The sequence below is a fragment of the Emticicia fluvialis genome (assembly GCF_024793945.1).
Lineage (GTDB): Bacteria > Bacteroidota > Bacteroidia > Cytophagales > Spirosomataceae > Emticicia > Emticicia fluvialis.
The window spans coordinates 34,917-48,507 of the sequence record NZ_JANUSD010000004.1 but is presented as its reverse complement, the minus strand read 5'-3'; the positions used below and the strand labels follow the sequence as shown (position 1 = coordinate 48,507).

Here is a 13,591-nt window from a genome sequence, read left to right as displayed (position 1 = left end):
GGTCTTCATCAGAGACCCTTTATTTTTGCCAGTTTTTTCTCAATTAATCGCTTTTCAGGGTCTGATTTCACCAGTTGAAGAGCCTTTTCATAACAGTGTATCGCATTTACGGAATCAGCCAGTTCAGCATACAAATCTCCTTTAGCAGTTTGATAAGTATAATTCATGTGCAGGCTTTCCAGTTCATTCAAATCTTTCAGTGCCACCTCAGGGCCACTTACATAACCTTTCACAATTGCTCTGTTCAATTGTATAAACGGCGATGGCTTTAAGTCGGCCAGCATATTATATAATCTCAGAATAACGTCCCAGTTGGTTTTCTCAAAGCTTTGCGCAGAGGCGTGATAAGAGGCAATGGAGGCTTCCAGGTGATACTCGCTTATTTCGTTTCCAATGGCAGACTGCCTGAAAAACTCATAGGCTCTTGATATCATAAAACTATCCCATAGATTCCGGTTCTGGTCTTTTAGCAGCACAACAGTGCCGTTGGCATCTATCCTGGCCGGAAATCTTGCCGTCTGAAAACACATCAACGCCAAAAGTGCATTAGTTTTGGGTAAATTGGTGAGCGGATTCTTTGTCAATAACAAGCCCAGCCTGATGGCCTCTTCACATAAATCTTTTCTGATTAACTCGTTTGGATGCGACGAACTATAACCCTCACTGAAAATCAGATATATTATCTTAAGCACTGCATCCAGCCTTGTTGTTAGTTCTTCTGCTACAGGCACATCAAGACTAACATGCTCTACTCTTATTTTTTCCTTTGCCCGGTAAAGTCGTTTGTTAATGGTATCCTCAGACGTTAAAAACGCTCTGGCAATTTCAGCGGCATGCAAGCCACCCAGTGTTTTCAGGCTTAGCGTAATCTGAGACTCCAGCGCAATAGCCGGATGACAACAGGCAAACAGCATCCGCAGCTGGCTGTCTTCTATTTCGTGGGGCATAAACATTTGCCCAAGTCTTTCTTCCGGTTCTTTAAGGTAGGCTAGTTCGGCGCTTAATTCAGCAAATAGTTTTTCTCTTCTTATTACATCCAGCGCCTGGTTTTTTGCCACTTTGTATAGCCACGCAGCCGGGCTATCAGGCATTTTTATGCGCCATTCGCTTAGAGCCTTCATAAGCGTATCCTGAACAATATCTTCGGCCAGCTCAATACGACCAAACCCAAACATACGCGCCAAAACAGCAGTCATCTTTCCAGCCTCGTGCCTGAAAAGATGACTGACCAATTGGTTTACCTGTTCGTATCCTGATTCTTCAGACAAGTCTATTGATAGTTTTGAATAGGTCTTATTTCTACTACACTATCATACTCATACATCGGGCAACCCTTCGATAACTCAATGGCTTCTTCCATCGAATCGGCGTTTAAAAGTAAAAATCCGCTTACAATCTCCTTAGATTCGGTATAAGGGCCATCTGTTACCACATGGGCCGAGCCTTTTACAATTTTACCTACCGGCTGAAGGGCGTCTGTTGCAACCAGTTTGCCTTGAGCAGCTATACCGCCAATCCAGGCAGTCCACTTTTCAAGTTCTGCCTGCATCTCTTCAGGCGAAAAATTTTGGTACATGTGTTCAACTTCAATTTCGTTACGGAAAATAAGCATGAATTTTTCCATGATTTTTAGAGTTTTAAATGTTTATAAAATTTATTTCAACCTGTTGACGAATCAGATTGAGAGAATTGGACAAACAATGAATATTTTTTTTTAAATTGCTATAATGGTGAGTGAAGCCAGTTTCAATATACTTTGGCTTTTTACGTTAACTGTATATTGGGCAAGGAAATATGAGAAATTAATTTGGTTTTTACCTATGAAGAAATTACTTATTTTAGTTGTACTGGCGTTTTCTTTGTGTTCAGAAGTATTGGCCAATAAAATATTAATACCAATGGACGAAAGCCAGAGGAACCATTTAAAAGCTTATGGTATTACGTTCTGGCTGCTTAAAGAACACGAAACCGAAGTTGAATGGCTGTTGAATTTCAGGGGCGGTAGTTTTATGTTTAGTGCTTCTCAGAATTTTATAAATGAATGTGTGATACGTGGCGTAAGTTATGAAGTTATTTCAGACGCAGAGGCACAATCAATATTAGCACAAATTGCATCACCCGAAGCAAATATGGATGCAGTAAAACTAAATAAAGCGCCCAAAATAGCAGTTTATTCTCCTAAAACCACCCAGCCCTGGGACGACGCCGTTACGCTGGTGCTTACTTATGCTGAGATTCCATACGACAAGGTTTTTGATGAAGAGGTACTGGAAAACAAATTACCTGAATACGACTGGCTACATTTGCACCATGAAGATTTTACAGGGCAGTTTGGTAAATTTTTACGTATGCGTGGGCAGGCCTGGTATCAGGAACAAAAACATGAGGCCGAAGCAATAGCACGTAAGTTTAATTTTCAGAAAACCTCTGAGCTGAAACTGGCCGTTTCTAAAAAAATAAGGGACTTTGTGAATGGCGGAGGCTATATGTTTGCCATGTGTAATGCAACCGATACCTTTGATATTGCTCTGGCAGCAGATGGAATAGACATTGTAGAAACGCCTTATGACGGCGATGGCGCAGACGCCAATGCAGATAAAAAACTGAATTTTGATAATTGTTTTGCTTTTCAGAACTTCAGACTGGTACTGAACCCCTATGAACTGGAGTTTTCGACGATTGACAGCCAACAGGACGAAAGAGGAGTAAGCGAAACCAACGATTATTTTTCATTGTTTCAGTTCTCTGCCAAATGGGACCCCATCCCCACCATGCTAACGCAGAATCATGTAAATCTTATTAAAGGTTTTATGGGCCAAACCACGGCCTTTAAGAAACAATACATAAAACCAGATGTAATTATTATGGCCGAAAACCGTTCGCTGGGGGAAGCGCGTTATATTCATGGTACGGCAGGTAAAGGATTCTGGACATTTTACGGAGGGCATGACCCCGAAGATTACCAACATTATGTAGGTGAAGAGCCTACTGATCTTAACCTGCATCCAACATCTGCAGGCTACAGGCTTATTCTAAATAATTTATTGTTTCCGGCTGCCAAGAAAAAGAAACTTAAAACCTGATACAAAATAAGCGAAGAAGGCAAATTCAGACTGCCTTCTTCGCTTTTGTAAAAGTCAAGTGTTGTTTTTCTTCACTTTTTTCCCTCTGTTTTTTGCCCACTCCTCTGCTTTTGATGTTGCAATGGCAATGGCTGTGCCTTCGTCTCTACCGTCTTCAATCAAAGCATTTGCAATTTCAATAGCCTTGTTTCTGACCGGTGCCTGAAAGTTTTTCAGAGATTGCGGATAATCAGATTTTGTCCAGGGCATATTACTGAAATTTTACTTTACATTTTATCGGTAATCTTTTCAAGTTTTTCTGCTTCTTCTCTATGATGCATTAAAGTTGGCAATATCTTGGCTGCAAAAGCCTTAATATCTGCATCATTGGCATTATCAGCTATCTTTTTAAATTTGTCAACATCTTCCCGATGATCTTCAACCATGGTGTCCATATATTTCTTATCGAATTTTTTTCCGGTTTCTTCAGACACCTCGTTTACCATTTTCTGATGTTTGTCAATCAGGGTCGTTGGCAAAACAATGCTTTTACTCTCGGCCAGGCTTTTTAGCTCGTCATTGGCTTTGGTGTGGTCGTCAATCATCATTTGCGCAAATTTTTTCACTTGCGGCGATGTGGCTTTGTTTACAGCAATTTTTGCTAATTCTACCTCCATCATACCTGCACTTGCAATTTCTATTACATCATCTACATCTTGTTTTTGAGCCCGGGCCATAGAATCAGTAGAGGCAGTGGCATCTATTGCCTCATTATTTATTGCCTCAGTTGAATCTTTGGAGTCGGTGCTGCCAGAATTACATGAAGCCATTCCCAACATTACGGCAACGGCCAAACTTAATAAAACGCCTTTGTTTTTCATGATATAATCAGGATTTAGTTATGCCTTTATCTGCAAAAAACACATACCACAAAAATTGAAGCAATTCATGGGGTTTATATTCTACTATTAATAAATTTTAATTTCCTGCCTGATTTGAACAACATTGACACAATTTCGAAAAAGGGGAAATATTTCCACATAATGAACACTATATTCCCCAAACCAATGATGTTTAAGGCAAATTCCCCACATTTTCATAACTTCTTCAACACTAAATTAAAGAGGTAAAAATACCACAATAGGTGCTTGCTGATGTATAACAAACGAAACATCACATAATAAGAAAAGCCTCTTTCAATACCGAAAATAAATGGTATGGAAAGAGGCTTTATCAGGCATTTTAAATGCCTTTTTATTTAAATAGCATTATATCTTGCTTCAAAATCTTTTATTCTTCTTCTTGAAATGCATAACTCTTCGCCTGACTGCAGCAAAACAGACCCTGAAAGTTTATCAAGTTTAATTTTCTCTACATGCATCATATTGATGATTATACCGCGATGTATCCTGAAAAAATAAGGTAATACCATAAGTTTATTCTCATAAACCTGTAAATTTCTGGCACTCAGGTAGGTTCTGCCATTGGTTAAATACAAAATGGTATAATTGATTTTACTCTCTAAAAAAATAACCTCTTCCGGGCGTACAAACTTAGACTTACCCCCTACCAGGAAGCGTAAAGTTAATGATGGATTCATAGGAAAGTTAGTTTTCATGGATGTATAATTTATGTCTTTCATATATTCTTCTTAAGCTATAATGTTGTCGAATACGCAGTGTATTTCCGACTTAAATAATAAAATAATTATGCCACCACTGTTAATATTGCCGCCATGTAAAAAAGCACTGAAAGAAACCCGCTATATGTAGAAAAAAAGCACCAATAAATTTAAAAAAATGGGGCATACAAAATGGATGAACAGCCAACAATCAGAAACTATATTGTAGCAGCATAGTATCAAAAACCTTTAATTTGTATTCTTTACATTTTCATCAAAAGAAAAATTGTATTTTTACTGATACATTTTTTTTCAATAAACAATTATATAAAATGGCTGATATACCAGAAGTAAAGCATATTCCAGAAGATAAATTATTTGTAATAAAACTGGAAGAAGACATGGCTTTTCAGGAATATATTCAAACCAATACAGACCTGGTAATTACGCATACAGAAGTACCTAAAGCTATGGAAGGTAAAGGTATTGGCAGCATGCTGGCCAAAAATGCCCTTAAATATGCCGAAGAAAACAACCTTAAAATAATGCCTTTATGCCCATTTATGGCAGCTTATATGCGTAAAAACTACAAAACTTACAAACATCTGCTGGCTCCCGGCTTTAATGTCTGAAAACAATGAAAATAACAAGAAAAAGCGCGCTGAAATCTTTATTTGGCTCAATAATAGGCCTGCCTGCCCTGGCTAAAGGGGAGAGTCAAAAAAAAGACCTTACCGGCTTTAAGGAAGAGTTTGCCATTGCCTGGAAAAGCTCTTTGGAGTATACACTCAAAATTTTTAATCAAATGCCGGATGACAAGCTGGAATATAAGTATACGCCTGAGTCTTTTAGTTTCAGAACACAGTTTGTGCACTGTATTACGTTTACCACTGCCCAGTTGTGCGGAAGACTGAATATACCCAACCCTTATGACGAAAAAGAAAAGCAAAACGGATATTGGGCCAAACTTTCTAAAATTGAGCTGGAAAACGAGATAAAAGGCTTTTACGCATGGGTTGAAAAAACAATTTTTGAAACTAAACCCGAAAAGCTAAACCAGTTAGAGCCTTACGCCGGCGATAAAATACCTGTCTGGCGGCTATTTTATGCTTTAGAAAATCATATAATACACCATCGCGGACAAGCCATTTGTTATCTAAGGCTAAACGGTATTACTCCGATAGGTTACATTGGCTGGTGAAATTTTAACTTCTGAAAAATCAGCAATTAATTTTATAAATTTGGAATTTTATTACCCTGTATTTTATCAAAAAAAGCAAAACAAGCTGTACTTTTTATGAACAAAAACTCTATTATTTATGATGACCTTTATAGATATACAGGCAACAGGTCATTTAAAAGTCTCATCAGGTATGTATTGTTTACTCCTGCTTTCAGATATATTTTCTTCTTCAGAAAGTGCCAGAAGAAAAATCTATTGTTCCCGTTTTACAGAGTAATGCTCTTTCATTATTCTCATAAATATGGCATACAGATTCCGTATCAGACAAAAATAGGCAGAGGTTTAAGAATTTTGCACTTTAATAATATTGTTATCAACCCAGAGGCGATTATTGGAGAAAACTTTAATATTACGCAGGGATGTACCATTGGAATTGATGGAGGAGATAACTTTGGAGTTCCTAAAATCGGTAATAATGTTGCCATGCAGCCTAATTCGGTAGTAGTAGGAAATATCACCATCGGCGATAACTCTTTAATAGCCCCAAATGCATTTGTCAATTTTGATGTACCGCCAGACTCTATAGTTATTACCCAGAAATGTAAAGTTATTTATAAAGAAAATGCCTCAGTAGATTGGGCAATACGTAGAGTCTGACTTTTTTATTTTTAAGGCACATCAAATAGAGTATCTTTCAAAAATAAAAAATCTTCCAAAAACTTAAATGTCGTTGGAAGATCTTCTTTTTTTAGATAATCAATAATTTAGGAATCTTAATTCAACAAAATTATTTTTTGATTATACAAGAGCCATCGTTGCAACAACGGCTATATTTTTTCAATAGTTTCTTGTATTGCCCTTCATCCAAGGTTACATAAATTTTGTTGTAGTCTCCAACAGTTACATCCTGTTTGGTAAAGCTATAGGTTAATGATACCGGGATATTAACATCCACATCAGGCAATGTAGTTGCGCTGGCATTAGCCACTCTGAACGCTTTAGAAACACTGCTTGAGCCCGTTGTTACTACCTCATAACCAGACTTTACCGGAACCGGGAATGAACCCAGGCAAAGGTATTTTTCTGGAGTTTCGCCAACTGCAAGCTTACCTGTTTTCTTATAAACACCAATAATTGTTACATTTGGATTTGCGGTTTTGATACTTCCATCCTGAATTTCAGATTTGCCTATAAAATTAACGCGTTGGTCAGCACATTGAGACGCGCCTGTGGTTCCGATAGTAGCATCATTTGCTGTGGTTGCTGATAAAACTTTCTTTTCAATAGACTGAGGCGTAGTTGATGTTGCAGGAGTAACATCCATGGTTTTATATGCTTTGCTCAGATTTTTGAATTGTTTCTCATCAACATTCAGGTAGATTTTATCACCTTCACCAACGGTAACATCAGATTTGGTAATTTTATAATCTAGTGCCAAAGGCAACATCAGATTTACAGGGGCAACTGTTTCATTACCAGTAACACATACCGGAATGGTTTTAGAATAAGCCATTTCACCTTTTACGCTGTAATCATAAGTAGCACGGTATTTAACCGGATAAGTGCCAAGAGAAACACCTTTATTACCATTAACTGCTACAATTTCCATTGTTTTGCTGGCATTCATTACGTCTCCGCTGGCAATTTCACCTTTCGCGCTGATACTTACCTGCTGGTCAACAACCCTGGTGGGTTCTACAACCGGCCCTGCTGGTATGTAAACAGGTATATAAAAAGCGTTACCGCATTTTTTCATAATATAAATGAAGCAATCGCCGGTTTTTGCTTTCAGCTTAAAGGTTTCAAAGTTATTGCCTAAAATAGACCAGCTGTATTTGTGGCCTTTGGCATAGGCGCCCATCCAACCGGTTGAACCTTTAGGTAGGATTTCAGGCGTTAAACTACCTACCGTAAACGCAGGGTCGTTAATACCGGTGTAACCCAAAGCAGCCAGCAAATCGTCCATTTCTTTTTTAATGCCTTTCTGGTTCTTTTTGTACACTCTCTTCAGATGGTCGAAAGCTGATTTTGCAGTGTGTTTAGGTATTTCCCCAAATTGAGGACTAGTCCCTAATCTATTTAGCACTACAGGGGTTCTGTCGGCGTTGCCCTGAAAAACTTTATAAGGCAAAGAATTACATGGAGAAGACTGCTGATTAGGTGCCGGGTTTTGTTGAGAAAACCCAACTGCTGGTAACATCATTACCGCAAGCGCGAGAATTCTAAATGAAGAAGCTTTCATTTTTTTTAATTTTTAAGTGTCTGAAAATTCTTTGTCCGTTAAGGACAAAAAAGTAAATTATTTGAATAAAGTGATATTTACAGTTTTCCCGTAAAAAAACTGTACCATCAATTCAGGTTCTGTGAGGTTAATCTGATAAGGGTGCAATAAGTAAAAATAGCCGGAAAGACTACGAGCGCAAAAATGGTAATTTATAATTGAAAAACAAATGACATTAATCGCATTATGAATTAAATATTGTTTTCTCGTTTATATATTACCGGTAATGGCCTGTATATCCGGCTTTAAAACTTTATTTGCCCGAAAATTTATAGATAGTAGTGGTTTTATAGGTTTCACCGGGTCTCAGAACAACCGTTGGGAAAGACTTCTGGTTCGGCGAATCAGGGAAGTGTTCTGTTTCAAAGCAAAATCCTTGGCGTTTTTTGTAAACGATACCATTTTTACCGGTTATGCTGCCATCAAGAAAATTTCCTGTATAGAATTGTACACCGGGCTCTGTTGTAAAAACCTCCATGAAGCGGCCTGAACCTGGCTCATACGCAGTTGCCGCCAATACAAGCGAGTCTTTTGCTGGTTGGTTAAGCACCCAGCAGTGGTCATAACCGCCACCCAGCTTTATTTGCTCGTCTGTGGTATCATCTATTCCCTTGCCTATTGCTATGGGTTTGGTAAAATCAAAAACAGTACCTTTAACGGGTTTAAGTTCACCGGTGGGTATCAGCGTTTTATCAACAGGTACAAATCGGTCGGCGTTAATTGTAACCTCATGCCCCAGGTGGTCAGTTTTTCCACCGGTCAGATTAAAATAAGAATGTTGAGTAAGATTAATTACGGTAGGTTTATCGGTAGTAGCGGTGTAGGTAATCTCCAGCGCGTTATCATCTGTTAAAACATAAGTTACCTCTGCGTCAAGATTCCCGGGATACCCCTCTTCTCCGTCTTTGCTAACATAATTCAGTTTCAAGCCGTTTCTGCCGTCTTTTAGTTCTTCAGTTTTCCAGATAACTTTATCAAAACCAACTTTCCCGCCGTGCAGGTGGTTGGGGCCATTATTCTGCAAAAGATTATAAGTCTGGCCATCTAAAGTAAACTTGGCTCCGGCTATACGGTTGCCGTACCTACCCACTAAAGCGCCGAAGAAAGGACTGGCCTTCAGATAACCCGATAGCGAATCATAACCCAATACTACGTCTTCATAATTTCCGTTTTTATCAGGGGCAGTCCAATGTGTTATCAATCCGCCGTAATCGCTTATTTTAATTTCCATGCCTCTGGCATTTCTTAATGTATACAATTCTACTTTACGTCCGTCTGGCAGTTGCCCCCATTCTTGTTTTGTAATTGAAGCCTCCGATTTTGTTGTTTCCATCTTTTTTTGGTTATTTTTTGATTGGCAGGCCAAGCCGGCATAAACCAGTAATGCCCCGGCCAACCATATTCTGATTTGGGTTTTAAATTGAGTCATGTTAATAGTATAGGTTGATTTTGTTTGCCAATATTACACAAAAACTGTTAAAAAGACCGTTTATGTGTTAAACATTTCTGTTTTATAAATTAATATGTATGTATATTTACCCATCGCAGCTTAGGTTGTTTTAATTTATATAAACCAATAGAATCAGTACAAGCAAAGGGGCAAAAGTTCTAAAAATTCAAATAATTGCAATACCATGAAATTTCAAAAACTGCTTTATGCAGCATTATTACTCACAGTCAATACAGTGTTGGCTCAGGTACCGTCGGCTTCAAAATATGACCACCGCGAGGCTTTTAACCCATTGTTTAATTTTATGCCGGGTACAGCGTACAGAAGTGGGTCAGGCTCGCCAGGCCCTTTGTACTGGCAAAACAGAGCAGATTACAAAATTGCCGCCACACTTGATGAAGCAGCAAATAAACTGACCGGAGAAACCGAAATTACTTATAAAAATAACAGCCCGGAAAAACTGGCTTTTGTTTGGCTGCAGTTTGACCAGAACCAGTTTAATGATAATTCAAGAGGCACTAAAACAACCACAATTTCAGGTGGGCGTTTTGGTTCTACCGGCTTTGAAGGGGGGTACCAAATTCAATTGGTAAGTGCTGAGAAAAAAAATGTATCCGGTAAAAAGGCAACCTATCGCCCGGTATATGCCGAACACCTGATTAACGACACACGGATGCAGATACGGTTAACTGAGCCATTGGCTACCGGAGAAGAGTTAAAAATAAAAATCAGCTATTCGTTCCAGATTCCGCGATACGGCTCAGACCGCATGGGCAAACAGGAAACCGTAAACGGCATAATTTATGAAATGGCCCAATGGTACCCCCGTATGGCAGTTTATGATGACATTGAAGGCTGGAACACCCTGCCTTACCTGGGCGCAGGTGAGTTTTACCTTGAATACGGAGATTTTGAATATAACATAACCGTACCTTGGGACCACATTGTAGCTGGTTCGGGTGAGTTATTGAACCCGGGCGAAGTAATGACACCCGAGCAGATTAAAAGATTTAACGAAGCCAAAAACAGCGACAAGACCGTTATAATAAGAGGCAAAGAAGAAGTAACAGATGCCCAAAGCAGACCCCGCCAGAGTGGTACTCTGACCTGGAAGTTCAGATGCAAACAGGCGCGTGATGTTGCCTGGGCCTCTTCTAAGGCATTTGTTTGGGATGCAGCCCGTATTAACCTGCCTAGTGGTAAAACTTCAGTGGCGCAATCGGTGTATCCGGTTGAAAGCGCAACTAATGACAGCTGGAACCGCTCAACTGAATATGTTAAAGCCTGCATTGAGTTTTATTCTAAATACATATTTGAATACACCTATCCGTCGGCTACCAACGTGGCGGGTATTGTGGCGGGTATGGAGTATCCGGGAATTGTATTTTGTAGTTACAGCGACAAAAACGAAAGCCTTTGGGGTGTAACAGACCATGAGTTCGGGCATAACTGGTTCCCTATGATTGTGGGTTCAAACGAAAGAAAATATGGCTGGATGGACGAAGGCTTCAATACATTTATCAATACGCTTTCAACAAAGAGCTTTAATAACGGCGAATATTATCAGCCGGAGAATATACGCCAGTATGCCCCCTATTTTTATGACAGAGACCCGATAATGAACATACCAGACGTTATACAGAATAATAATCTGGGGGTGGCTGCCTATCTTAAACCAGGCGTTGGCTTAACTATGCTAAGAGAACTGGTGCTTGGAGAAAAACGGTTTGACTACGCCTTTAAAGAATACGTTCATCGCTGGGCATTTAAACACCCTACTCCGCTGGATTTTTTCAGAACGATGGAAGACGCAGCCGGCGAAGACCTGGGTTGGTTCTGGAAAGGCTGGTATGTAAACGACTGGAAGATTGACCAGGGGGTAAAAGAAGTTAGCTATATACAGCAGGACGTAACCAAAGGAGCTGTAATTACCATTGAAAACCTTGAGAAGATGCCAATGCCGGTTACGGTTGAAATTAAAGAATCGAACGGAACAACCAAACGAGTGGAGTTGCCGGTTGAAATCTGGCAAAGAGGCAGTACCTGGAGTTTCAAACATCCGTCTACGTCTGCCATTGAGTCGGTAACCATTGACCCTGACGGAAAATTACCAGAAGTAAACACCAAAAACAACCTGTGGAAACCTGCAAAATATAGTAGCCAGACAGCCAATTAAATGGCTGTCTGCTCAGCCTTCCTCTGCCAGAGGAAGGCTGAACGGCGAAGTAATTGTTACTTTTGAGCGCTCGCAAACACCACCGATTGGTGGGTTGAACTTAGAAACGCTCACTGTAATTTGCTGTATTTCAGCAAATTGTTGCTTTACAGCCTCAATAATTTTATACGCTATATGCTCTAATAGCCGATGTTTCTCTTTCATAACGTTGGCTATCAGGGTGTATACCACTTCATAATTGACGGTAAGTCTCAACTTATCTTCCTGCGCTGCCCGATTCAAATCTGCTGTGATAGCAATATCAATCGAGTACTTATTTCCAATTTTTTGCTCTTCATCGTAATAACCATGATAAGCAAAAAATTCTAAACCTTCAAGTGAGATTATTCCCATGGGTGTCAATCGTCTTAAAATATTTGTGGAGTATTATTTTAGCATTTAGCAGCCTTTTGCCGGATATCAGATATTATCAAAAAACGACCCTCCGCCAATATCAGAGTTCTTTGCCAAAATCTCGTTTACTTTTGGTAACGGCGTGTTATCTTTTATATTTTTTTCTTCTTTTTCTACCATCGCTTTCCTGACAGCCTCTTTCACCTTATTCACTTTTTCAAGCATTTCTTCGGTTACTGAATCCAGGTTACTTGCAACCGGTGCCGCCTTTGGAGCCACAGGCTCTGGGATACTTGTTTTTTCCTGAGTTATTTCTGGCAATGCTGCCTCCGGCATAGACACACTGTTATCAATGCCTTTTTCTTCTACATCTTCTTCTGCTTTGCCACCAACAAGCAGGCTCTTCATTTCTTCCAGCTCATCAAATCGTCCCTCAGCGGCCAGAAGTGCCTGTTCTACCCAGGTGGTTGGGTCATGCATGGCATAGGCAGGCCCGGCATTATCTAGTATTTCTTTGATACGCTCTACCGGGGTTGTAGCCAGGCCTCTGAACGTAAATATACCCGAGTCATAAAGCAGCATGGCAATTTTTGGGCCTATACCCTCAATTATGCCCAGTTCATCAGACCTGCCTTCCTCGTCTTCAGCCAGTGTAGCTGCCTCAGGCGCCGGCGTTTCTGAAATTGGCGCTGCGCTGGCAGGCTGTGCGGCGGTAACCTCCTCAGGGATATGATCGCTTGTATCTTCAACTTTGCTGATATTATATACAAGCTTTTCTTCAGTTACTTGTGCGGTTTTAGATTCAAAGTAAGAGAGTTCTTCCTGAATATTGAAGGTAGGTATTGCGCTCTTTTCATCTACAAAAGTATTGAAGGCTTCCTGAATTTTCTCATCAACATTTTCATTCTTAAATTTCTCCTCCAATCTCTGCACATGCTCTAAGGTCGACATAGACAAACTGCGCATCTGAACCAGCAGGTCTGTCTTGTACTGATACATCATCTTGAAATCTTTTTCAAGTTCTTTTACTTCTCCCAGCACTTCTTCTTTTATGTATCTGGCACGGTCTTGTGCTTCCTGAATAACTTTGTCAGCCTCAAGTTGCGCATCACGTAATATCTCCTGGCTTTTCTGTCTGGCATCTTGTATATTCTTATCAGCCTGTTGATTAGCCTGCTCGGTAATCATGGTACTGGTATCTTCTGCAGTTTTAAGCGTTTTAAAGAGGGTCATTTCAATCTCCCGAAGTTTACTAGCTTCTTTTTCAGCCATTTCAAGCTGCATTCTAAGCATTTTACTTTCATTCAATATGCGTTCCCATTCCTGCGAGAGATTTGCTAAAAAATTATCAACTTCTTCGATATTGTAGCCTCTGAAAGTTTTTTCAAATTCATGCTGGCGTATTTCGAGCGGTGTAATTTTCAT

14 protein-coding genes are annotated in these 13,591 nt (G+C 39.7%); 5 read left to right on the top strand and 9 right to left on the bottom strand.

The genetic code is table 11. The annotated features are described in order from the left end of the window. Nucleotides 1-8: 8 nt before the first annotated feature. Both NZ848_RS05735 and NZ848_RS05730 read right to left on the bottom strand, forming a co-directional pair. Nucleotides 9-1,268: an RNA polymerase sigma factor gene (locus tag NZ848_RS05735; RefSeq protein ID WP_259014718.1), complete on the bottom strand. Its 1,260-nt coding sequence runs from the start codon at nt 1,266-1,268 to the stop codon at nt 9-11. Nucleotides 1,269-1,270: 2 nt separating this feature from the next. Continuing rightward, entirely contained in the window at nt 1,271-1,624 is a 354-nt protein-coding gene (locus NZ848_RS05730; RefSeq protein ID WP_259014717.1) for a YciI family protein, read from the bottom strand. A gap of 196 nt (nt 1,625-1,820) precedes the next feature. On the opposite strand from NZ848_RS05730, the gene NZ848_RS05725 reads away from it, so the two are divergent. Beyond that, a complete protein-coding gene (locus NZ848_RS05725; RefSeq protein ID WP_253534394.1) occupies nt 1,821-3,083 on the top strand; it encodes an asparagine synthetase B in 1,263 nt (420 codons plus the stop codon). Nucleotides 3,084-3,137: 54 nt separating this feature from the next. Here the strand turns inward: NZ848_RS05725 and NZ848_RS05720 are convergent, their stop codons facing one another. The 3 genes from NZ848_RS05720 to NZ848_RS05710 form a co-directional block, all read right to left on the bottom strand. Further along, on the bottom strand, nt 3,138-3,332 hold the full coding sequence (locus tag NZ848_RS05720; RefSeq protein WP_259014716.1) for a DUF2188 domain-containing protein: 195 nt from the start codon (nt 3,330-3,332) through the stop codon (nt 3,138-3,140). A 17-nt stretch (nt 3,333-3,349) separates the two neighbouring features. Continuing rightward, on the bottom strand, nt 3,350-3,943 hold the full coding sequence (locus NZ848_RS05715) for a DUF4142 domain-containing protein (RefSeq protein ID WP_259014715.1): 594 nt from the start codon (nt 3,941-3,943) through the stop codon (nt 3,350-3,352). A 377-nt stretch (nt 3,944-4,320) separates the two neighbouring features. After that, nucleotides 4,321-4,680 (bottom strand): LytR/AlgR family response regulator transcription factor, encoded by a 360-nt coding sequence (locus tag NZ848_RS05710; RefSeq protein WP_259014714.1) that lies wholly within the window; start codon nt 4,678-4,680, stop codon nt 4,321-4,323. Between the two features lie 335 nt (nt 4,681-5,015). Here NZ848_RS05710 and NZ848_RS05705 point away from each other — a divergent pair, with 335 nt between their 5' ends. From NZ848_RS05705 to NZ848_RS05695, 3 genes are all read left to right on the top strand, one after another. Beyond that, on the top strand, nt 5,016-5,315 hold the full coding sequence (locus NZ848_RS05705; RefSeq protein ID WP_259014713.1) for a GNAT family N-acetyltransferase: 300 nt from the start codon (nt 5,016-5,018) through the stop codon (nt 5,313-5,315). Nucleotides 5,316-5,320: 5 nt separating this feature from the next. Further along, nucleotides 5,321-5,884, top strand: coding sequence for a DinB family protein (locus NZ848_RS05700; RefSeq protein ID WP_259014712.1), 564 nt, complete (start codon nt 5,321-5,323; stop codon nt 5,882-5,884). Between the two features lie 96 nt (nt 5,885-5,980). After that, nucleotides 5,981-6,523 (top strand): serine O-acetyltransferase, encoded by a 543-nt coding sequence (locus NZ848_RS05695; RefSeq protein WP_259014711.1) that lies wholly within the window; start codon nt 5,981-5,983, stop codon nt 6,521-6,523. A 130-nt stretch (nt 6,524-6,653) separates the two neighbouring features. Here NZ848_RS05695 and NZ848_RS05690 read toward each other — a convergent pair whose 3' ends face one another. Continuing rightward, entirely contained in the window at nt 6,654-8,108 is a 1,455-nt protein-coding gene (locus NZ848_RS05690) for a hypothetical protein (RefSeq protein WP_259014710.1), read from the bottom strand. Between the two features lie 292 nt (nt 8,109-8,400). Beyond that, complete coding sequence (locus tag NZ848_RS05685; protein ID WP_259014709.1) at nt 8,401-9,480, bottom strand: aldose epimerase family protein; 1,080 nt, start codon at nt 9,478-9,480, stop codon at nt 8,401-8,403. A gap of 301 nt (nt 9,481-9,781) precedes the next feature. On the opposite strand from NZ848_RS05685, the gene NZ848_RS05680 reads away from it, so the two are divergent. Then, nucleotides 9,782-11,773 (top strand): M1 family metallopeptidase, encoded by a 1,992-nt coding sequence (locus NZ848_RS05680; RefSeq protein WP_259014708.1) that lies wholly within the window; start codon nt 9,782-9,784, stop codon nt 11,771-11,773. 12 nt (nt 11,774-11,785) lie between these two features. On the opposite strand, the gene folB is transcribed toward NZ848_RS05680, so the two are convergent. Together folB and NZ848_RS05670 are read right to left on the bottom strand one after the other, a co-directional pair. Then, a complete protein-coding gene (gene folB / locus NZ848_RS05675; RefSeq protein WP_253534376.1) occupies nt 11,786-12,166 on the bottom strand; it encodes a dihydroneopterin aldolase in 381 nt (126 codons plus the stop codon). Nucleotides 12,167-12,232: 66 nt separating this feature from the next. Continuing rightward, a complete protein-coding gene (locus tag NZ848_RS05670; RefSeq protein ID WP_259014707.1) occupies nt 12,233-13,591 on the bottom strand; it encodes a DivIVA domain-containing protein in 1,359 nt (452 codons plus the stop codon).